The sequence below is a fragment of the Erythrobacter sp. genome, assembly GCF_038133525.1.
GTDB lineage: Bacteria > Pseudomonadota > Alphaproteobacteria > Sphingomonadales > Sphingomonadaceae > Qipengyuania.
The window spans coordinates 47,418-66,930 of sequence record NZ_JAYPTL010000005.1; the positions used below are offsets into that span (position 1 = coordinate 47,418).

The 19,513-nt window shown below is 62.1% G+C and carries 21 protein-coding genes; 11 read left to right on the forward strand and 10 right to left on the reverse strand.

The window, feature by feature from the left end; translation table 11 throughout:
• Nucleotides 1–143 precede the first annotated feature (143 nt).
• From AAFM29_RS02335 to AAFM29_RS02355, 5 genes are all read right to left on the reverse strand, one after another.
• Nucleotides 144–1,019 (reverse strand): hypothetical protein, encoded by an 876-nt coding sequence (locus tag AAFM29_RS02335; RefSeq protein ID WP_341711218.1) that lies wholly within the window; start codon nucleotides 1,017–1,019, stop codon nucleotides 144–146.
• Between the two features lie 147 nt (nucleotides 1,020–1,166).
• Entirely contained in the window at nucleotides 1,167–3,017 is a 1,851-nt protein-coding gene (locus AAFM29_RS02340) for a DUF885 domain-containing protein (RefSeq protein WP_341711219.1), read from the reverse strand.
• Nucleotides 3,018–3,119: 102 nt separating this feature from the next.
• Nucleotides 3,120–3,446 carry a 2Fe-2S iron-sulfur cluster-binding protein gene (locus AAFM29_RS02345; RefSeq protein ID WP_341711220.1) on the reverse strand — a complete coding sequence of 109 codons (327 nt, stop codon included), beginning with the start codon at nucleotides 3,444–3,446 and terminating at the stop codon, nucleotides 3,120–3,122.
• On the reverse strand, nucleotides 3,443–4,519 hold the full coding sequence (locus AAFM29_RS02350) for a cysteine desulfurase family protein (protein ID WP_341711221.1): 1,077 nt from the start codon (nucleotides 4,517–4,519) through the stop codon (nucleotides 3,443–3,445). Before AAFM29_RS02350 ends, AAFM29_RS02345 begins: the two co-directional genes overlap by 4 nt.
• Nucleotides 4,516–5,577: an aminotransferase class V-fold PLP-dependent enzyme gene (locus AAFM29_RS02355; protein ID WP_341711261.1), complete on the reverse strand. Its 1,062-nt coding sequence runs from the start codon at nucleotides 5,575–5,577 to the stop codon at nucleotides 4,516–4,518. Before AAFM29_RS02355 ends, AAFM29_RS02350 begins: the two co-directional genes overlap by 4 nt.
• A gap of 112 nt (nucleotides 5,578–5,689) precedes the next feature.
• Between AAFM29_RS02355 and AAFM29_RS02360 the strand changes: the two genes are divergently transcribed.
• Together AAFM29_RS02360 and AAFM29_RS02365 are read left to right on the forward strand one after the other, a co-directional pair.
• On the forward strand, nucleotides 5,690–6,346 hold the full coding sequence (locus tag AAFM29_RS02360; RefSeq protein WP_173211935.1) for an alpha/beta hydrolase: 657 nt from the start codon (nucleotides 5,690–5,692) through the stop codon (nucleotides 6,344–6,346).
• Nucleotides 6,347–6,576: 230 nt separating this feature from the next.
• Complete coding sequence (locus AAFM29_RS02365) at nucleotides 6,577–7,242, forward strand: TonB family protein (RefSeq protein WP_341711222.1); 666 nt, start codon at nucleotides 6,577–6,579, stop codon at nucleotides 7,240–7,242.
• A 7-nt stretch (nucleotides 7,243–7,249) separates the two neighbouring features.
• Here AAFM29_RS02365 and AAFM29_RS02370 read toward each other — a convergent pair whose 3' ends face one another.
• Complete coding sequence (locus AAFM29_RS02370; RefSeq protein WP_341711223.1) at nucleotides 7,250–7,459, reverse strand: hypothetical protein; 210 nt, start codon at nucleotides 7,457–7,459, stop codon at nucleotides 7,250–7,252.
• 85 nt (nucleotides 7,460–7,544) lie between these two features.
• On the opposite strand from AAFM29_RS02370, the gene AAFM29_RS02375 reads away from it, so the two are divergent.
• Nucleotides 7,545–9,398: a DUF885 domain-containing protein gene (locus tag AAFM29_RS02375; RefSeq protein WP_341711224.1), complete on the forward strand. Its 1,854-nt coding sequence runs from the start codon at nucleotides 7,545–7,547 to the stop codon at nucleotides 9,396–9,398.
• Between the two features lie 21 nt (nucleotides 9,399–9,419).
• Here AAFM29_RS02375 and AAFM29_RS02380 read toward each other — a convergent pair whose 3' ends face one another.
• Nucleotides 9,420–9,782 (reverse strand): hypothetical protein, encoded by a 363-nt coding sequence (locus AAFM29_RS02380; protein WP_341711225.1) that lies wholly within the window; start codon nucleotides 9,780–9,782, stop codon nucleotides 9,420–9,422.
• Between the two features lie 132 nt (nucleotides 9,783–9,914).
• Nucleotides 9,915–11,504, reverse strand: coding sequence for a phosphoenolpyruvate carboxykinase (locus AAFM29_RS02385; RefSeq protein WP_341711226.1), 1,590 nt, complete (start codon nucleotides 11,502–11,504; stop codon nucleotides 9,915–9,917).
• A 183-nt stretch (nucleotides 11,505–11,687) separates the two neighbouring features.
• Between AAFM29_RS02385 and AAFM29_RS02390 the strand changes: the two genes are divergently transcribed.
• From AAFM29_RS02390 to AAFM29_RS02425, 8 genes are all read left to right on the forward strand, one after another.
• Nucleotides 11,688–12,443 (forward strand): response regulator transcription factor, encoded by a 756-nt coding sequence (locus tag AAFM29_RS02390; protein ID WP_341711227.1) that lies wholly within the window; start codon nucleotides 11,688–11,690, stop codon nucleotides 12,441–12,443.
• 20 nt (nucleotides 12,444–12,463) lie between these two features.
• On the forward strand, nucleotides 12,464–14,020 hold the full coding sequence (locus tag AAFM29_RS02395) for an ATP-binding protein (protein ID WP_371830704.1): 1,557 nt from the start codon (nucleotides 12,464–12,466) through the stop codon (nucleotides 14,018–14,020).
• Complete coding sequence (locus tag AAFM29_RS02400; RefSeq protein ID WP_341711229.1) at nucleotides 14,017–14,481, forward strand: HPr kinase/phosphatase C-terminal domain-containing protein; 465 nt, start codon at nucleotides 14,017–14,019, stop codon at nucleotides 14,479–14,481. Before AAFM29_RS02395 ends, AAFM29_RS02400 begins: the two co-directional genes overlap by 4 nt.
• On the forward strand, nucleotides 14,474–15,376 hold the full coding sequence (gene rapZ / locus AAFM29_RS02405) for an RNase adapter RapZ (protein ID WP_341711230.1): 903 nt from the start codon (nucleotides 14,474–14,476) through the stop codon (nucleotides 15,374–15,376). The genes AAFM29_RS02400 and rapZ overlap by 8 nt, the downstream gene beginning before the upstream one ends.
• 70 nt (nucleotides 15,377–15,446) lie before the next feature.
• On the forward strand, nucleotides 15,447–15,872 hold the full coding sequence (locus AAFM29_RS02410; protein WP_341711231.1) for a PTS sugar transporter subunit IIA: 426 nt from the start codon (nucleotides 15,447–15,449) through the stop codon (nucleotides 15,870–15,872).
• Nucleotides 15,869–16,147, forward strand: coding sequence for an HPr family phosphocarrier protein (locus AAFM29_RS02415; RefSeq protein ID WP_341711232.1), 279 nt, complete (start codon nucleotides 15,869–15,871; stop codon nucleotides 16,145–16,147). Before AAFM29_RS02410 ends, AAFM29_RS02415 begins: the two co-directional genes overlap by 4 nt.
• Before the next feature lie 3 nt (nucleotides 16,148–16,150).
• A complete protein-coding gene (locus tag AAFM29_RS02420) occupies nucleotides 16,151–16,957 on the forward strand; it encodes an RNA methyltransferase (protein ID WP_341711233.1) in 807 nt (268 codons plus the stop codon).
• Nucleotides 16,958–17,401: 444 nt separating this feature from the next.
• Nucleotides 17,402–17,950, forward strand: coding sequence for a PilZ domain-containing protein (locus AAFM29_RS02425; protein ID WP_341711234.1), 549 nt, complete (start codon nucleotides 17,402–17,404; stop codon nucleotides 17,948–17,950).
• Between the two features lie 77 nt (nucleotides 17,951–18,027).
• On the opposite strand, the gene AAFM29_RS02430 is transcribed toward AAFM29_RS02425, so the two are convergent.
• Complete coding sequence (locus AAFM29_RS02430; RefSeq protein ID WP_341711235.1) at nucleotides 18,028–18,651, reverse strand: hypothetical protein; 624 nt, start codon at nucleotides 18,649–18,651, stop codon at nucleotides 18,028–18,030.
• Nucleotides 18,652–18,808: 157 nt separating this feature from the next.
• Complete coding sequence (locus AAFM29_RS02435) at nucleotides 18,809–19,447, reverse strand: hypothetical protein (RefSeq protein WP_341711236.1); 639 nt, start codon at nucleotides 19,445–19,447, stop codon at nucleotides 18,809–18,811.
• Nucleotides 19,448–19,513: the final 66 nt, after the last annotated feature.

Consider the following 19,513-nt stretch of genomic DNA (forward strand, 5'->3'; position numbering starts at 1 on the left):
CTGGAATCTTCGAGATCGGTGGTGGACATAGTCGCCGCTCTATCAGCTAGCTGCCGGAACTGTCAGCTGCGACGCCGCTTTCCCCACAGCACAAACCTTCGCGCAACAAGTTGGCGCGAAATGGCCTCGTGGCGACCTGGCCGTCAGTCCCTCTCTGATCGCTCGATAGCCTGAGCTATCAGCTTAGTTTTTTGCCGGTAAGTAAGCCCGGCGTTCCCGCTATAGACTCCACTCAGATAAGCACGGTCGAAGGATGTGAGCTGGTCTACTGGGTCACGGTCGTTCGTTCGGTCGTCGAACAGCGAGAGGATTGAATCATCGAGGATTTCACGTGCAATGAGGTTTGGAGATACGCTGAGCCCGCGAAGTGTCGCATAATCTGCTAATTGTCGCACGGTGAGCCCAGAAATGGCATCGACCGTAATGACCACAAACGCAGCTTCGATATCACGCCGCACTGGTGAACTGAGCCGCGAAAGTGAGGCATTGGGTACCGAATAAGAGCCCTTTGGCTTTGGTCCAGGAGGGATACCCGTTGGATCGGCGACCGGGCCCCCATCAGCACGCTTCGCTACTGTTGCGTGCCAGGCCCAGCCGGGCCCTGGCGCGCTCTTCAATTTGCCAATTTCATGCGCCGTCAACAGACCAAAGATCCTCGGACTCTTGCTGATCAGTTCCTGGATCAATTGCTGGCCATCGTCGGTGAATATCAACGTCAGGTTCGGCGTGCAGCCCTCTGCGGCAAGTGCCTGCCCCGCCTCCTCAATGTTTTCCCGCATCCGCGCGACGATGGCAGTCGCAAGCGGCAAGCGCAGGCCTGCCACGCCTGGACATACAGGCTTCTGGAAGCGCGGGATGCTTCCATCAACTTCCTTGGATAAGGCGCGAACGATTTGAGTGGTTGAGGGCACCTTGTCTCGATCGCTTTCGACGACGATGACGTCAGTTTGCTCCTGTGCCGATACCGGCACGGAAGAGATAGCAAGCAGAACCAGAACCCAGGCAAAAACCCTATTCATTCCGCAGTTTTAGCTCTTCTACTCGGGCAAGTCATCGACATTTCACGGCCGAGGAGAGTGGACGCGGCTCGGAAGGAAGCAGGCCGGTATGGTGCGCCGCGAGCGCACAAGAGTTCGCGAACCAATCCCCGTCCCTATGCTCTGCGACTAGCTCGCCTTCTTCTCCGCGATCCAGCCGCGCACCCGCCGTTCGAGCAGCGATAGCGGCAGTGAGCCACCGCCCAGCACCGCATCGTGGAAGCCGCGGATGTCAAACTTGTCGCCGAGTTCCGCCTCAGCCTCTGCGCGAAGCTCGAGGATCTTGTTCATCCCGATCTTGTAGCTGGTCGCCTGTCCCGGCCAGACAATGTAACGGCGCACTTCGCTGCGGACCGTCTCGGCATTCTGGGGAGAATTTTCGGTAAAATAGGCAATCGCCTGCTCCTCGGTCCAGCCCTTGGAATGCAGGCCAGTATCAACCACCAGCCGGATCGCGCGCCACAATTCCGAACTCAGCCGGCCGAAGTCCGAATAGGGGTCGGCGTAGGTGCCCGGCATCTCCTTCGCCAAGCGCTCCGAATAGAGCCCCCAGCCTTCGGCAAATGCACCGTAGCCGACCTGCGTCTGGAAAGTCGGGACGCCGGTCAGTTCCTGCGCGATCGAGATCTGCATGTGATGGCCCGGCAGGCCTTCATGATAGGCGATTACCTCAAGCATGTTCCTGGGCATCGCGCTCATATCGGCGAGATGGGCGTAATAGATGCCCGGGCGCGAGCCGTCGGGAGTGCCGGAACGATAGTGTTGCGCCGCGCCAGGCTGCTCGCGGAACGCCTCGACGCGCCGGACCTCTAGCGGAGCCTTGGGCAGCAGGCCGAAATATTCGGGCAGTTTGGACTCGATATTGTCGAGCGCCGCGCTAGCGGCGTCGATATACATCTGCGCACCATCGTGGCCCTGCGGGAAATAGTTCGCCGGGTCGTCCTTGACGCGCGCAAAGAAGGCCTTGAGGTCGCCCCCAAAACCGACCTTGTCCTTGATCGCCTCCATCTCGGCATGGATACGCTTCACATCGTCGAGGCCGATCTGGTGGACCTGTTCCGGCGTGAGGTCGGTCGTTGTCGAGGCAGCAAGGCGATAGGCATAATAGTCTTCGCCATTGGGCAGGCTACCAACCCCGGTCGCCAGTTCCGGCGCATTGGCGCGGTCGGCGGCCATGAAGGCAGCGAGACGATCGTAGCCAGACCGATAGCCGGTCTTGAGCGCAGTCTCGAGCTCGCCCTGCATTGCTTCGCCTTGGGCTGCCGTGATCGTGCCGGCTTCGACAAGCTGGGCGATCTTTGACTTGCCGTCCTGCCACACCGCGTTGTCCGGGCCATCGTCGAACGGCGCGCCGGACGTCAACTTCTTCGCTTCCGCGATCACGAAGTCATAGGCGAAATAGGGTGGGCGCACGCCGGCTGCTGCGCGCGGCTCAGCGATATCGACCAGCTGACCGATGGCTCGGCCGATCTGGCCGACACGCGAGATATAGTCGTGCATGTCCTGCGCGGTATCGACCCGGTGCTGCGAAATGAGGATCGAGGGCAAGGCCGTGTGCAGCCCCTGCATCTGGGTGAAGACATAGTTGTTATCGCGCCACTTTGCCGCCCTCGCGGCGCTTTCATATTCGTATTTCCAGATGTCATAGGACAGCTGATCGGCCGCACTCAGGCTGGCATAGTCGAAGGTCCGTTCCATCTCTTCGACGCTAGCCTTCTGCCAGGCGAGGTCGCGATCGGCGGCCTCGATCGAAAAATCGTCGATCTCGCCATAGTGATCCTTGCGCCCAAGCCCGGTGAGCGAAAGTGGGCTGGTCTGCAGCTGTTCTTCGTATTTCGCCTCGAACCAGGCGCGCAGCTCGGCGTTGTTTTCGCTGGCTGCATGATGCTCGGTGTGATGAGCGGCGTGATCCTGCGCGGCGACAGGCGCGGCGACTGCAATCGGCGCGGTGGCGAGCAACAGAGCGTAAGCAAGACGCATGACTTCCCTCCAAGGTCTGCGAACCGGAAGGGGCCTCGCTAGCCCAGCAACCCCGTGGGGCAAAGGCCAATCGACCGAAGGCCGACTGGACCGGACCGAGGGTCAGCGACGCATGTCGTAGCTTTCGGGCGGGATAGTCACCGCCAACCCGTCGAGCGTGTCATCAAGTACGATCTGACAGGACAGGCGGCTGGTGCGGGTTACCCCGGCCGCCAGGTCGAGCATGTCCTCTTCCTCCTCGCTAGCCTCGGGCAGCCGCGCGAACCAGTCGGCGGCAACCACCACATGGCAGGTCGAGCAGGCCATCTGCCCTTCACAGGTCCCTTCCAGCGGCATGCCTACCGCCTGTGCCACTCGCAGAAGGTTGTCGCCGGGTTCGGCTTCCGCCGTAACTGCCTCGCCCCTCGCCGTGGTGAAATGGACCTTCACAGACCTTGTGCCTCCGCCGCCGCGTTGATGAGGCATGCTGCCTCTTCGATGTGTTCAAGCGTCGTATAGCGCCCGAAACCGAGGCGTATGGCACTTTTGGCTTGGGCATCGGATAGTCCGATTGCCTTGAGCACGTGGCTGGTGCGTCCGGAGCCGCTGGCACAGGCGGATCCGGCGGAGAACATGACGTCGCGGCAATCGCTCATCAGGCGGGCAACATCGAGGCCGTCGCGCCGGATGTTGAGGTTGCCGTGCCAGCGCGCCTCAGCGCTGCCATTGAGGGTCCAGTCGGCGAAAAGCTCGCGTGCACGCAACCACAGCGTATCGACATGTGCTGCATCGTCGGCCATGCGCTCGGCGGCGAGCGCGGCGGCTGCGCCCATCCCTGCGATCAATGCCGGAGAGAGCGTCCCCGAACGCAGGCCGAACTCCTGCCCGCCACCGGTCTGGACTTCGGTCAGGTCGATCCCATCACGGACCCACAGCGCACCGATACCTTTGGGCCCATGGAATTTGTGGGCGCTGATCGCGATCATGTCGGCCCTCGCAACGGGTAGCTTGCCATACGCCTGCACCGCATCGCAGAGGAACAGCGCGCCTGCAGCGCGAGCCTTTCGTTGCCAGTCGGACACCGGCTGGATCGTGCCAATCTCGTTATTGACCTGCATCACACAGACCAGACGCGTGTCCGACGGCAGCTCCTGCGTTGACCGACAAGTTCCATCGCCATTGACAGGCAGGATATACCTGCTTCCCAACGCCTCCGCCGTATCGAGCACTGCAGCATGTTCAATCGCGGAAACCGCCACCGTGCCTCCTATGGCCGATCCGCGGATCGCGAGGTTGATCGCCTCGGTCGCGCCCGAGGTGAAGATAACCCGCCCACCTGGAGGAAAGAGTGCTGCGACCTTCTCTCGCGCGGTCTCAATTGCGGCCTTGGCCATGCGGCCCATCCGGTGCGCGCTGTGGGGATTGCCGAACTCGTCACTTTCCGGTCCACCAAGCCAGCGCAGCACCGCCTCGCGCGCCTCGGGCGCAAGCGGGGTGGTGGCCTGGTAATCTAGGTAGATCATCCCTTACCCGCCAGTTCGAGCCAAACCTCGCAGAACCGCTCGACCTCGGCGCGAGTGGTATTCCAGCCCACGCTGACACGAATCGTACGCGCGGCGATATCGGGTTTGAGCTGCATCGCCTCGAGCACACGACTGGTCTTCATCGTCCCGCTCGAACAGGCCGAGCCCTGCGACACGGCGATCCCCGCCATGTCGAAGCGCATGACCTGCGCGGTGGCGCTCATATTCGGCATGGCAATGGCGCGGATGCAGGATGTGGGATCGCACAGGCGATCGGAGAGCCAGGTGCCGCCCAGGTTCCTGCATTGCTCGGCCAAAGTGTCGAGCGGCTCCAGCACTTCGGCTGCAAAATAGGGCGAGGCACAGGCCTCCAACGCCGCCGCCAGGCCAAGCACACCGGGCAGGTTCTCGGTCCCGCGTCGATAGCCGCGTTCCTGGCCACCGCTCGGCTTGAGCATGGCATAGTCCTTGACCAGCAGTGCACCGATACCGATTGGCCCGCCGAATTTGTGGGCCGATATCGCCGCCATATCGCATGGCGGCAGCGTGACTTTCCCGGCGCTCTGGGCGCAATCCGCCAATAGCAACCCACCAGCCTGACCCACTATGTCAGCAATTGCGGCAAGGTCCTGACGATTGCCGGTTTCAGAATTGAGATGTTGCACAACAACGAGTGGTCGCTCGCGCTGCACAGCTTCCATGAGGGTTTCAAGGTCGAGCGCGCCATCAGCCCGCACCGGCAGGCGCTCCGCGTCAACGGCGGCCTGCATAACGGAATCGTGTTCGACCGAACTCACCAATCGCGCACCAGCCTGGCCCTGCTGAAGGGCCAGTGCCAGAGCTTCGCTCGCGCCCGACGTGAAGATTACCTCGCCCTGCCACCCAAGCGCCACCTTAATCCGCCCACGCGCGGCCTCCAGAGCTTCCCGCGCCTTGCGGCCTTCGGCGTGCGGACTGCTCGGATTGGCCCAGATTTCGAAGCCCTCCTCCATCGCCGCACGCGCCTCTGGGCGCAGCGGTGAAGTGGCAGCATGGTCGAGATAGATGCGTTCCGGGATGATACGGGCTCGAAATGATTGCGATTTTGGTTGCGAACCCTATATAGCCCGCGACTTCCCGCGCGCCACCCGATGGTGCGCGAAACCGCACATTTCGACAGGTATTCCGCTCATGCCGACCGTCATCTTCCCCGGCCCCGAAGGCCGCCTCGAAGGCCGTTTCTCCCCCGCCCCGCGCCCGCGTGCGCCGGTAGCGATGATCCTCCATCCGCATCCGCAGGGTGGCGGTACGATGAACGAGCAGATCACGCAGCGGCTCTACAAGACTTTCGTCAATCGTGGCTTCGCCACGCTGCGCTTCAATTTTCGCGGCGTGGGCCGCAGCCAGGGCAGCTTCGACAACGGCGTTGGCGAACTGAGCGATGCCGCCGCGGCGCTCGACTGGGTCCAGCAGATTCATCCCGAAGCGCAGGTCACCTGGATTGCTGGCGTGAGCTTCGGCGCGCTGATCGGCATGCAGTTGCTGATGCGCCGTCCGGAAATCCGCGGCTGGATCAGCATTGGTGCGCCTGCGAGCATGTACGACTTCTCGTTCCTCGCCCCCTGCCCCGCCAGCGGGATATTCATCCACGGCGCGCAGGATACGGTGGTGCAGCCCAATTCGGTCACCAAGCTGGTCGACAAGCTGCGCACGCAGAAGCACATTACCGTACACCACGAGGAAATTCCGCGCGCCAACCACTTCTTCGAGAACGAGCAGGTGGACCTTATGGCCGCGGTCGACAATTACCTCGACTTCCGCCTAGACCCGGCCTGCCCGATCAAGTGATGGGTTAGGCGCTCTGGTTCACCAGAGCTGAGAGCGATAACGAATAGAGCGACTGTCGCCTGTGCCAGCAGGCGAAGGGTTCCACTCGCCGGAACCAGGTCAGTCCTTCGCTGCCAATAGTCGGTGGCAAATAAGAACTCGAAAGTCCTTGTTCCAAAAATGTTATGTTGTAACATTGCGTAAACGAGGAGGTGATCAGCAACCTCCCGCTATGGAAGAGGAGCAAGCCCATGTCCTATGTCGACCAGTCCCGCAGGCCCTCACCCGCCAGCATGGCGGCAGTGGTAGCCATCCATGCCGCGACGGGCGCTGCGCTGGTATTCGGGCTCACCATCACCGGTTCGCTGCCCGATATCACTACTGTCGTTCAGGGCGTCAATATTCCGGTCGAGCCACCTCCACCTCCCCCAAAGCCGATCGAGAAAGTGACGCCGAAGCAGCCGGTACAACCGCAAGCCATCACACCGCAGCCACCCATCAGTATCAAGGTCGATCTACCCGAAACCCAAACCACACTGTTCCCCATCCCCGTCGCGACGCCAAGTCCTGGACAGGGAACGGGCATCGTCCTGCCAAAGCCAGCACCCCAGCCCGGTCTCGATCCGGTGGCAGCGCGAGCCAGGAACGATCCTTCGCGCTGGCTGATCGATAGAGACTACCGGCCCAGTTGGGCGCGGCGCGAGTTGACAGGGCTGGCTGCGTTCCGGCTGCAAATCGCAGCCGATGGCAAGGTAACGGACTGCTCGATCACTCGTTCGACCGGCTATGCCGAACTCGACGAGGCGACCTGCACCCTAGTTGCCAAGCGTGCCAGGTTCGAACCCGCACGCGGAACCAGCGGCGAGCCGGTGGTCGGCAGCTATTCCGGATCGGTCATGTGGGAACTTCCCGACTAGGCGGGCCCTAGCGAGCGCCCTGTTCTAGCTTTTCGAGCGGGGCCTCGCCATCCGCGTCGGGCAAGGTCCAGATCATCACGTTGACCAGCGCGACGACAGCCAGGAGCACCATCAACAGCGCGTTCTTCACATTGCCGGTCCGACGCCACAGCACGAAGGCGCCAATGACAAGCACTATGGCCGCCAGGACCAGGAGCGAAAGAACCGCGTCGAGCATGTTTTCTGCATAGCCGAGCGGTCAAAGCCCGCAAGTCCCTCCCGCTCGATTGACAGCCTCCAAACCGCAGCGCACACCGCGCGCCATGATCCAGCACAGCTTTGAAATCACCCGCCGCCAACTCCTTGAAGGTCTTGGCGCAACAACCGCGCTCACGCTTGGTGGATGCGCATCCGGCCCGCGACCGGAGGGCGTCGTCCGGGCCTCACAGATCGGTGCCGAACGGCTGCTTGAAGTCGTCGGCTACAACCTCCTCGCGCACGAACCCGACCGCGCCACCAACCTAGGGGTCGATACCGGCCGCTTTGCCGGCCTACGCTACGTTCTGGAGGACCAGACCAAGGCGGGACAGGACGCCTATGCCGCAACCCTGCGGCAGGATCTCGAGCGTGTGCGCGCCTATCCGCGCGAAGGGCTCGATGCCGATACGATCACCAACCTCGAAGTGGTCGAGAGCGGCTACGCCACCGCACTCGATGGTTTTGCCCAGCCCTATGGCGACGTCGCCGTGGGGAGCTGGCGCAATACGCCCTATTGCGTGATCCAGAACGTCGGGGGCTATCTCGACCTGCCGCGCTTCATGGATTCGACCCACCCGGTCGAAAATGGCGATGACGCCGATGCCTTCATCGCCCGAATGGAAGCCATGCCCGCCGCCTTCGCCGGCGAGCGCGAACGATGCGAAGCTGCCCGCGGAATGGGCATGGTCCCGCCCGCCTTCCTGCTGAACAAGGCGATCGACCAGCTCAAGGGCACCTTGACCCGCGCGATGAAGGGCGAACTCTTCGCCGATCCCCTGCGTGCCAGGTTGATCGCCAAAGGCATGCCCGAAAGCCACGCAAACCGCGCCAAGACGCTCGAGACTGGCCCAATCGCCCAGGCCCTGGAAGCGCAGCTGGCGGAACTCCAGATGCAGCACGCAGTCGCCGACAACGATCCCGGCATGTGGAGCCAACCCAAGGGCGAAGAATACTATGCCTGGGCATTGCGCGCTGCCACGACCACCACTCTGAGCCCCGATGAAATCCACGAGATCGGGCTACGTGAACTGGACGAGCTCCACGGGCGCATGGACCCGATTCTGCGCGAGATTGGTTATACCTCCGGCTCGGTTGGCGAGCGGATGCAGAAGCTGGCCGAAGACCCGCGCTACAAGTTCCCCGAGGGCGATCCTGGCCGCGCGGAGATCATGACCTACCTTAAGGACAAGGTGGACTGGATCAAGGCACAGATGCCGCGCGCTTTCCGCACGCTGGTCGATCCCAACATGGAAATCCGCCGCCTGCCGCCAGAAGAAGAACCCGGTGCCCCCGGCGCCTATGGCGGAGCAGGCAGCAAGGATGGCAAGATCCCCGGCCGCATGTGGATCAATCTGCGGACCACCGACCTGCACCGCAAATATGACCTGCCCGATCTCGCCTTCCACGAAACCATTCCGGGTCATGTGTGGGAAGGCGAATTCTCCAATCGGCTTCCGCTGATCCGCTCGATCCTCGCTTTCAACGCCTTCAGCGAAGGCTGGGCGCTTTACGCGGAACAGCTTGCCGACGAGCTTGGCGCCTATGACGAATTCAAGGTTGGCCGCCTCGGCTACCTGCAAAGCCTCGCCTTTCGCGCCTGCCGATTGGTGGTCGACACCGGGCTCCACCACAAACGTTGGAGCCGCGAACAGGGTCGCGCCTTCTTTGTCGAGCGCAACGGATCAAAGCCCGAAGAAGTGGCGAGCGAAGTCGATCGCTATTGTAGCTGGCCCGGACAGGCCTGTGGCTACAAGATTGGACATTCGGAAATCGTCCGCCAACGCACACGAGCGCAGGCCGCGCTTGGCAGTGCCTACGACCTGCGCGATTTCGACGATGCAGTCATACTCGGCGGCAACGCCCCGCTCGATGTCATGGCGAAGAATGTCGAACGCTATATCGCACGGACGAAGACCTAAGCAGGGCCCAAACCGGCAGCACTACTTCTTGCTGAATAGTCCGCTGGCCATGTCGGCGATGTCGTTGAGTGGGTTGCCGTCGCCATCGCGGTCGAGCGATTTCAGGAGCCCTGCTGCCTGTGGATGGTCCCTCAACGTGTTTGCGAACTCCATCAGCGAACCTTCGCCGCCGATCTGCTCGACAATTTGACCAAGCGTACCAGTATCCAAACCGGTCTTTGCGGCTGCCAGCTCGATCGTGTCCCCCTGCATTTGGTGCGACTGACCGAGCGCCGCGATAGCCTTTTCCGCAATACCGGGGTTGATCCCGATCTGGGCGGCCAGGTTTGCGACATCGTCGGGTGAGCCGGCGATCTTCTTGAGCACGCTATCGAAGAGACTCATCTGCAATCTCCTTGCGGTCTGGGACGCTGCAGCCTTTAGAGCCGATCAAGGTGACGAAAAGATGGCCCCCGGTCCGGTTTCCCGGCCGGGGGCTCTCCTCTCCAACTCATGCGCCCCGAAGGGCGAAACTTGTCAGGCCGCGATCGGGGCTGCGTCGCGCACGCCTTGGTCGACATGCGCCGCGAAGGGCTCGAAATTGTCGACGAAGAGCTGCACCAGCTTTTGCGCGGTACGATCGTATTCGTCCTTGTCAGCCCAGGTCGATCGCGGATCGAGGATGGTGCTGTCGACACCTGGTACGCTGATCGGGACCTCGAAGCCGAAGTTGGCGTCCTTGCGGAATTCGGCGCTGTTGAGCGAGCCATCGAGCGCTGCGTTCAGCAGTGCGCGGGTCGCCTTGATCGGCATGCGGTTGCCGGTCCCATACTTACCGCCGGTCCAACCGGTGTTGACCAGCCAACACTGTACCTCGCCCTTGGCGATACGTTCCTTGAGGAGATTGCCATAGACGCTGGGGTGACGTGGCATGAAAGGAGCACCGAAGCAGGTGCTGAATGTCGCTTCGGGTTCGGTCACGCCAATCTCTGTCCCGGCTACCTTGGCGGTGTAGCCCGAGAGGAAATAATACATCGCCTGGTCGGGCGTCAGTCGAGCGATCGGAGGCAGCACACCAAAAGCATCGGCGGTCAGCATGATCACATTCGATGGCGGCGGCCCCATGTTCTCGGCCGACGTGTTCGGGATCGAACTGAGTGGGTAGGCGCCACGGGTATTTTCCGCGAGGCTGTTGTCGTCGAGGTCGATCTCGCCCGCGTCGTTCATCACAACGTTTTCGAGCACAGTGCCTTCCATCTTGGTGGTGGCGTAGATCTCAGGCTCGGCTTCCGGCGAGAGGCGGATCATCTTGGCGTAGCAGCCGCCCTCGAAGTTGAAGACAGCGGTGTCCGACCAGCCGTGTTCGTCATCGCCGATGAGCGTGCGACTGGCATCGGCCGAAAGCGTGGTCTTGCCGGTACCGGACAGGCCGAAGAAGACGGCGGTCTTGCCGTCGGGGCCGACATTTGCCGAGCAATGCATCGGCATTACACCCTTGGCCGGCAGCAGGTAGTTGAGAATGCCGAAGACGCTCTTCTTCATCTCGCCGGCGTATTTGGTGCCGCCGATCAGCACGAGCTTTTCCGACAGGTTGACCGCGATCACGGTCTCGCTGCGAGTACCGTGACGGGTCGGATCGGCCCGGAAACTGGGCAGGTCGATGATCGTGTATTCTGGCGTAAATCCTTCCAGCTCAGCCTCGGTCGGCCGCACCAGCAGGGTCCGGATGAACTGGTTGTGCCACGCCAACTCGTTGATCACGCGGACATTGACGCGGTATTCGGGCTGCGAACCGCCGAACAAGTCGGCGACGAACAGGTCGGGCTTGTCGGCAAGCGCTGCCAGGAAATCGGCCTTGAGCGCGGCGAAATGATCCGACGTCATCGACGCGTTGTTGTCCCACCAAACAGTGTTCTCGGTTTCGGCATCGCGAACGATGAACTTGTCCTTCGCGCTGCGCCCGGTGTGCTTGCCGGTTTCCACAACTAACGGCCCATCCTTGGCCTTCCGTCCTTCGCCACGCACAAGTGCCGCTGCGGTCAGTTCAGTCGAATCAAGGTTCGGGTGAATTGTTGCAGTGGTCTCGATGCCCTGGCTGGACAGCGGGAAGGAAAGCGGAAAAGTCACCAAAAATCTCCAGTGCGCCAATGCGTTACTGTAATGGAATCGGGTACGCATACGAATGCGTGCCATGCAATTCTGCGCATAGTCCCGCGCCGCCCACAGGTCAAATGGCGAAGGCACGACTTGTCCTATGGGGACATACAGCCCGCGTTGTTTTGCTGCGCCAAACACATTAGTCAGCTGATCATGACCAGCGACCCGACACTCGGCGCCAATCCCCAGGATCCCGACCAGCGGATAATCGCGCTGGTCGACGATGACCGAAACATCCTGACCACCGTATCGATTGCATTGCAGGCGGAAGGCTTCGCCACGCGGCTCTATTCAGACGGCGAGACCGCGCTTGCCGCGTTGCTGGCCAACCCGCCAGACCTCGCCATCTTCGACATCAAGATGCCCAAGATGGACGGGATGGAGCTACTGCGCCGCCTGCGCCAGCAATCGCCGCTGCCCGTGATTTTCCTTACCAGCAAGGACGATGAGGCCGACGAACAGGCCGGGCTCGAAATGGGCGCGGACGATTACATCGCCAAGCCCTTTAGCCTGCGCCTACTGCTCGCCCGTATCCGAGCCATCCTGCGTCGCAGCAACGCTGTACGCCCGCTGACGATGGCCGATCCTCTCGACGGTCCCGCGCACGAAGCGATCGAACGAGGCCGGTTGCTGATGGACCCGGCACGCCACTACGTGACCTGGGATGGCAAGCCGGTCTCCCTTACCGTGACCGAATTCCTGTTGCTTGAAGCGCTCGCCGCAAGGCCCGGCGTGATCAAGAGCCGCAACCAGTTGATGGACGCAGCCTACCCTGACGATGTCTTTGTCGACGACCGCACCGTCGATTCCCACATCAAGCGCATGCGCCGCAAGTTCCGCAGCGTCGATCCGCAGTTCTCCGCAATCGAGACACTGTACGGCGCCGGCTATAGCTTCAGCGACGGCTGAAGGGCGCAGACGTGACCGAGATCGGCAGTGTCCTCAAGGGCGATCCGCGGCTTGACAAGCTGCGCTGGTCGCGAAGACTGTCGCTCACCAGCCGTATCCTCTTCGTCAACGTGCTCCCGCTGGTCTTGCTTGGCGGCGGCGTCATCTATGTCGACGCCTATCGCAAGCAGCTGCTCGGCGAGCGCTTCAAGCTCGCCCTGGTCGAAGCGCAGATCACCGCCGAAGCGCTGGCGGGCGCGACCCCGCGCCGCCAGGACGCCTTGCTGATCCAGATCGGCAAGGAGCAGCGGCTGCGGCTCCGCGTCTACGGCCCCGACGGCAGGCTCGAATCCGACAGTTTCGCCCTGGCCCCGCCCAGCTTTACCCTGCCCGACCCTGTCGAAGTCGACCAGAACGCCTTCGCCTTGCGGGTCGATCGCTGGTTCGACCGCGTCGTCGGTGCTCCGGCACTACCCGACTACAAGGAGCCGGAGAGCGACGATGTCGAGGACTGGCCCGAGCTCAAGCGCGCCCGTGAGGAAAGCCTGACGCAGATCGTGCTGCGCGATGCGGCTGACGGCACTCATGTGATCAACGCCGCAGCCCCGGTCGGGCTCGATGGGGACACACTGCTGCTGACCCGCAATCTGGTCGATATTACCGAAAGCGTGCGCGAGGCTCGCTCCACGGTCTTGGTGGTAGTGCTCCTCGCTCTGCTGGTTTCGACCATGCTGTCGCTATTTCTTGCGCGAACGATCGTACGCCCCTTGCGCGAGCTGGTGCAGGCGGCGATTCGGGTACGGCAGGGTCGCGACCGGCTGGTCGAGGTACCCCGCCTGCCCGAAAGACGGGACGAAATCGGGATGCTGGCACGCGCGGTTTCGGACATGTCGCTTGCGCTGCGGCAGCGCATCGACGCGGTGGAGAGCTTCGCCGCTGACGTCGCGCATGAAATCAAGAACCCACTCGCTTCGCTACGGAGCGCGACCGAATCCCTCACGCGGGTGGAGGATCCGGCCTTGCGGGCACAGCTGCTCGATATCGCAACCCATGACGTGCAGCGGATCGACCGCCTGGTGACCGAAATCTCCGATGCCAGCAGGATCGACGCCGAGCTATCGCGCGCAGAATTCGAGCCGGTCGATATCGGACAGTTGATCTCGAACATAGTCGCCAGTCGCGAAGCACGCGAAGAGAACGATGGCCGAACGATCGACTTGACTGTCAGCGGCGCGCCGATCGTCGTGATGGGCGTGCCAGTCCGCATAGAGCGCGTGATCGAAAACCTGCTCGACAATGCGGTTTCTTTCTCCCCGCCGGGTGGGCGCATCACGGCCCAAATCGAACGCCAGGACGGCTGGGTTTCGCTGACGATTTGCGATGAAGGACCAGGTATTCCGGAGGAAAAGCGCGAGGCGGTGTTCCAGCGGTTCCACTCGGACCGACCCGAGGGCGAGGATTTCGGCAAGCATTCCGGGCTGGGACTCGCGATCGCACGTTCGATCGCGGAAGCGCATGACGGAACACTGGTGGCAACTGAGCGAGAGGATGGCGAAGGCGGGGCCTGCCTGGTCTTCGGTCTTCCGGCCAGGCGATGATTTCCCAGGTCCTCGCCAACGTCACCGCCGTCGCCATAAACGGACGCGCTTTGCTGATCGAAGGCGAGCCCGGAAGCGGCAAGTCGTCGCTGGCCTTGGCCCTCATCGATCGGGGCGCGAACCTCATCGGCGATGATGCCCTGACGATCACAGAGCAATCGGGGCGGATCATCGCCGCGCCACCTCCCAATACGGCGGGGCTGATCGAGGTGCGCAATGTGGGGATCATCGAACTGCCGGCGGTCGAGGCGCCGGTCGCGCTGGTGCTGACGCTCGACGCAGCGGCGGCGCGTTTCCCGCTCGAGTTTGGCCAGCGCCGGCTGCTCGATGTCGCGATACCGCTGCTGCCGTTCGCTCCTGGCGATGCGATCCAGGCCCTGCGCGCCGAATACGCACTGGCCCAATACGGCCTAACCTTTCCCAATCCGTCTGGTGGCGCGAAAAGGGATGCCGATGGCTGACGATTCGCCCCTCCCCGCACCACAGCGCATCCTGCTCGTCACCGGCCTTTCGGGAGCGGGCAAGTCGACTGCCTTGCAAGTACTTGAGGACATCGGATGGGAAGCGATCGACAATTTTCCGATCCGCCTGCTCGGCGGCCTAGTGGCTGGCGACATGCCCAGCGGCCCGTTGGCCATCGGCTTCGATTCGCGCACTCGTGGTTTCGTCCCTCGCGAGATCATCGAACTGTGCAAGCAGCTGTCCGCGCGCCCCGATCTCGAACTGACGACCATGTTCATCGACTGCGCCAGCAGCGAGATCGAGCGGCGCTACAACGAAACGCGCCGCCCGCATCCGATGGCGCGCGAACGCCCGGTGCTCGACGGCATAAAGGCCGAACGTGAGCTGCTCGAACCCCTGCGACGCTGGGCGGAAATTGTCGTCGACACCTCCGATTTCGGCACCAACCAGCTGCAGCAGGTGGTGCGTGAAACCTTTGCCGACAGCGCCGAACGCGCGATGACGGTTACGATTTCCAGCTTCGGCTTTGCCCGCGGCACGCCGCCGCTGGCGGACCTGATGTTCGACGTGCGCTTCCTCGACAATCCACATTGGGTAGAGGAGCTGCGCGAGAAAACCGGGCTCGATCCTGCGGTGGGCGAGCACATCGCCGCCGATCCCGCATTCGCCCCCGCATTCGCGCGGATCGCCGATTTGTTGAGCGAGCTGCTGCCGCATTATGCGGCGCAGGGCCGCAGCTATCTGAACATCGCTTTCGGCTGTACCGGGGGGAGACACCGGTCGGTCTACTGTGCGGAACGCGCCGCCGAGACCTTGCGCGAGGCGGGCTTTTCGCCCACGGTAATCCATCGCAATCTGGGAAGTCGTCCGGCAGTTCCGCTCGAACGGCGTTGATTCCCGAGCTGGTTGGTGGTTGAGAGCCCGGCACGAGTCGTTTCACGGTCGCAATTCGGATACGTCACGCATGATAGGCATGATCCTCGTCACCCATGGCATGCTCGCCGAGCATTTCATTGACGCCATGGAACACGTGGTCGGCAAGCAGGATGGCGTCGCCACGATCTGCATCGGCCCAAACGATGATATGGAGCAGCGGCGTCAGGATATCGCCGATGCGATCAAGGCGGTCGACACCGGCGATGGCGCGATCATCCTGACCGACCTGTTCGGCGGCACCCCGTCAAACCTCGCCATTTCGCTACTCGACGCCGGTCGTATCGAAGTGATCGCGGGGATCAACCTGCCCATGCTCATTCGGCTGGCCGGAGCGCGCAAGAGCATGAACGTGGTCGATGCGGTTCACGCAGCACAAACCGCCGGCCGCAATTATATCACCGTCGCCAGCGAGTTCCTGGGGCAGGATATCGAAACCGCGCGGAAGGCCTCTTGAGCGAGCTGCGGCGGACCTTCATCGTGGTCAATCAACGTGGTCTGCACGCGCGGGCCAGCGCGAAATTCGTCAATGCCGTGTCCGAACTTCCCGACGGCTGCACCGTACGTGTCGCGAAGGACGGGAACGAAGCCGCCGGCGGCTCCATCCTCGGCCTGATGATGCTAGGCGCGGCCAAGGGTGACGAGATCGAATTGATCATTAGCGGAACCGATGGCGAAGCGGCCATGGCCGGGCTCGCCGCGATGATCGAGGATGGCTTCGGGGAGCCCTGAACCATGGCGGCCCGCCGCGAAATCACAGGCTTTTCCAATCCGACGGTCAAGGCGCTGCGCGCGCTGCGCGAGAAGAAACATCGCAAGGCAGCCAAGCGCTTCCTCGCCGAAGGCTTGCGGTTGCTCACCGATGCGCGCGAATGCGGGCATGTGCCCGAAGTGCTGGTACTGGCGACTGGGCGCGATCCGCACCCCTTACTGGCGGAGCTTGAGATCGCAGTCGAAACCGCAGGCGGAGAGGTGATCGAGACTTCGCCCGACATCCTCGCCAAGATCACCGGCAAGGACAATCCGCAGGCTGTCGCCGGCGTATTTGCCGAATTCGACACCTCGCTCGCCGCGCTTGACCGGACCAGTGCCGATATCTGGCTGGTCGCGCAGGCACTGCGCGATCCGGGCAATCTCGGCACCATGCTCCGCACCGGCGACGCCATCGGTGCTGGCGGGCTGATCCTGATCGACGACTGCGTCGATCCTTTCAGCGTCGAGGCGGTCCGCGCCAGCATGGGTGCGATCTTCACCCAGAAACTCGCGCAAGCACGGTGGGAGGAGTTCGAGCCCTGGCTCCGCACCGGTCCCGGCCAGCTCGTCGCGGCGAGCCTGCGCGACGCCCAGCCATATCGCAACGCCCCCTATGCCGCGCCGTGCTTTGTCATGGTCGGCAATGAAAGCCGCGGCCTGCCCGAGGAATATGAGCTGGCCTGCGACCTGCGCGTCACCATGCCGATGAAAGGCCGCGCAGACAGCCTCAACGCTGCAGTCGCGGCCGCTGTGCTGGGGTATGAGGTACTCGCCCGTTTCGAGAGCTAGGCACAGCCTCCCACGGAACATCGGTCGGAGGGCTTTAAAGAACTGCACTATCACCTCCTCGACCCGCTTCGCCGCATCAAGAGGGCGAGCGTATCGCTGCGCCGCAGCAACCGGGGAAGCGCGGAATTGTCAGGTTTTCGGACGGGTTTCACCTCATGGCGGCGGTCTGCTCCCGGCGGCGGAAGCACCGTGTGCCACGCATGGGCAAAGCGCTCTGCAGCCGCACGGGCGAGAAAAACGGGGGACGGCGACGGAGGCGACAGGCGTGTGCTTTCGCCATCCGCCAGGTTGAAGAAGATGCGAGGCTTGTAGCAAACGCATATCCCGTAGCCCTGACAAGTGCCGAAATCATGCGGGGCACCCCCATGCCCTCCGCCGCGCGGCACGTAGTTTCCCCTAGAGGCAATAAGGCCGATCTTACCCGTAAAATCCTAAAAGGGCGTCATGGAAACGCTCGCAGTCATTGATGCTGGCGAAGTGTCGCGTCGCCGGGAAGCCCGCACGAACACATTCGTGATGGGGACAATATTGACCGATGCACTGTCGGCACCGGTCCGCATTCGCAACCTTTCCCCCAACGGGGCCCTGGTTGCAGGGCAGGAGCTGCCGCGGGTTGGCGAACGATGCCGGATCAGGCGGGGCAGCCTGTCGGTTTCAGGCAGGGTCATGCGGCACAATGGGCGGGAAGCCGGGTTGCAATTCGACCGCGACATCGAGGTCCAGAGTTGGCTCGCAACGGGCAGCGCGCGCCAGAGCGAAGTGGACCGGGTGGTGCAGGAAGCGAAGCACCGATATCCGGTAGCCGATACGCACCACATACTGACCGGCGCCGAAAGAGCAGCCGTGACGACCCGGGACGACTTGCTCGACATTGCCGACCAGCTCGATCGCCTGGCGGACAGCCTCAGCGAAGACGACCATGTCATCGCCAAGTTCCTCGACCGCCTGCAGATCCTCGACATCGCGTCGCAGCGATTGCGCGCATTAGGTTAGACATCGGGGTTGCCGATCGTCCGCGGAATTTGAGATTAACGCCAGCCTTCCGCACACTTCGATCGGGATTCAACCCATCAGTCGCCCGCGACTAGGGCTGTGACCCGCCATTGGCCATCGCCCCGGCCAACGAGCATGCGATAGGAAATCTGCGAACGCAGGTCTGACCATGCCACAAAGCCGCGCATGCGCCCAACCGCCACCTCGGCGAACTTCGAGCCGTCGTCTTCATCGTCGATCAGCGTCACTACGTCCCATTCGAGCAATCGGAGGACCGGTGCGCCCTCGGTGGGTGAGGCGCGCAACGGCACTGCACGGTCGTTGGCGAGATAGGTCATAAAGGGATCGTCGGTCCCCAGGTCCTCGCCCCAATACCACGGCGAGTAGAAGCCAGTCGCGTCGCCGCCACAACCGAGCCGCTGCAACTCGTCGAGCTGATCCCAAAGCCGGTAGTCGGGATCATTCAGCCGCTTTTGCAACAGCTCGCGTCCACTGCCTCCACCGAAATCAAGCAGCACGTCGGGCGCGAACAGCGGAAGCAGCATCGCCTCGTCGCGATTGGCGACCGCCGTCGCGAGCGTCATCTGGAACGCATCTGCCCCCTGGATTGCCCCACACTCGTCACGCGGCGCGAAACTCTTTGCCGAGGCGGGGACCGCCATCGCGAGCCCGACCGCAGCAAGGCCTAGACGCCAGCTCATTCGGCTCTATCCGCATCATTGCCCAAAAGCCGGTCTTGCGCCGTGTGAATTGGGACACCGTCCGCCATTGAAGCCTCCTTGTCCTCAAGCTTGATTTGCTCGGAAACTCCTGAGCCGAACGAGAGCTTTCGAGTACCTTCGAAAAATTCCCGACGCACTACGCGCGCAACCTTTCCCAAGCTTCATCATGAAACCAACAGCACTTGAGTTGTGGGAGGGCCTTATGAAGTGACTCATACTCTGAACGTGGAATAGATGATGATGCTTGTAGAAACCTGAGGTTCTGCATCGATTGTACGGGTGCCAAACTCGTATCGCCAATCTTGGTATTGCCCAATAGGAGCGCAACAAGATCAAATCCCTCAAGTGGAGCCAAGGAATTGAGGTGTGCGTTCCTGTACATATCGCCGTCAAAGGAGAAGACCCTGAGCCGATCCTTGAGCGGCCTCAACCAGTCAATCTCTCCCATCTTCCAAGCGTTGGTGATGTGCAGCCTTTCAAGTTTCGGAAGTGTAGAGATTGGCGCAAAATCGAGAATGTTTCGGGGCGAATTTATCTTCAAGATGCGAAGATTCTGAAGATTCAGCAGAGGATCTAGGTCTTTTGCGGTAAAGAATTTTGGGATCTCTAGATACTCAAGAGCACGCAGGTGACCGATCTCATCAAGGTAATCTTGATTTACACTGAAAGCACAAAGTTCACGTAGTCCGGTACGTTCTCTTAATCCCCTATGAGACGATTTGTCGCGAGCAACCATTGCGCTAGTTGCGTCCAATGGAACGTCAGCTCCGCGCATATAATGTCCACAGTCTAGGCGATTATAATTGTGCCAATACCGGAGCTGTTCGACATAATACATGGA

Excerpts from the sequence above, each read along its gene's own strand:
- AAFM29_RS02340 (WP_341711219.1), bottom strand. The coding sequence starts at position 3,017 with ATGCGTCTTGCTTACGCTCTGTTGCTCGCCACCGCGCCGATTGCAGTC.
- AAFM29_RS02430 (WP_341711235.1), bottom strand. The coding sequence starts at position 18,651 with ATGAGCTGGCGTCTAGGCCTTGCTGCGGTCGGGCTCGCGATGGCGGTC.
- rapZ (WP_341711230.1), top strand. The coding sequence starts at position 14,474 with ATGGCTGACGATTCGCCCCTCCCCGCACCACAGCGCATCCTGCTCGTC.
- AAFM29_RS02365 (WP_341711222.1), top strand. The coding sequence starts at position 6,577 with ATGTCCTATGTCGACCAGTCCCGCAGGCCCTCACCCGCCAGCATGGCG.
- AAFM29_RS02400 (WP_341711229.1), top strand. The coding sequence starts at position 14,017 with ATGATTTCCCAGGTCCTCGCCAACGTCACCGCCGTCGCCATAAACGGA.
- AAFM29_RS02335 (WP_341711218.1), bottom strand. The coding sequence starts at position 1,019 with ATGAATAGGGTTTTTGCCTGGGTTCTGGTTCTGCTTGCTATCTCTTCC.
- AAFM29_RS02375 (WP_341711224.1), top strand. The coding sequence starts at position 7,545 with ATGATCCAGCACAGCTTTGAAATCACCCGCCGCCAACTCCTTGAAGGT.
- AAFM29_RS02380 (WP_341711225.1), bottom strand. The coding sequence starts at position 9,782 with ATGAGTCTCTTCGATAGCGTGCTCAAGAAGATCGCCGGCTCACCCGAC.
- AAFM29_RS02350 (WP_341711221.1), bottom strand. The coding sequence starts at position 4,519 with ATGATCTACCTAGATTACCAGGCCACCACCCCGCTTGCGCCCGAGGCG.
- AAFM29_RS02435 (WP_341711236.1), bottom strand. The coding sequence starts at position 19,447 with ATGCGCGGAGCTGACGTTCCATTGGACGCAACTAGCGCAATGGTTGCT.
- AAFM29_RS02360 (WP_173211935.1), top strand. The coding sequence starts at position 5,690 with ATGCCGACCGTCATCTTCCCCGGCCCCGAAGGCCGCCTCGAAGGCCGT.
- AAFM29_RS02390 (WP_341711227.1), top strand. The coding sequence starts at position 11,688 with ATGACCAGCGACCCGACACTCGGCGCCAATCCCCAGGATCCCGACCAG.
- AAFM29_RS02420 (WP_341711233.1), top strand. The coding sequence starts at position 16,151 with ATGGCGGCCCGCCGCGAAATCACAGGCTTTTCCAATCCGACGGTCAAG.
- AAFM29_RS02370 (WP_341711223.1), bottom strand. The coding sequence starts at position 7,459 with ATGCTCGACGCGGTTCTTTCGCTCCTGGTCCTGGCGGCCATAGTGCTT.
- AAFM29_RS02425 (WP_341711234.1), top strand. The coding sequence starts at position 17,402 with ATGGAAACGCTCGCAGTCATTGATGCTGGCGAAGTGTCGCGTCGCCGG.
- AAFM29_RS02410 (WP_341711231.1), top strand. The coding sequence starts at position 15,447 with ATGATAGGCATGATCCTCGTCACCCATGGCATGCTCGCCGAGCATTTC.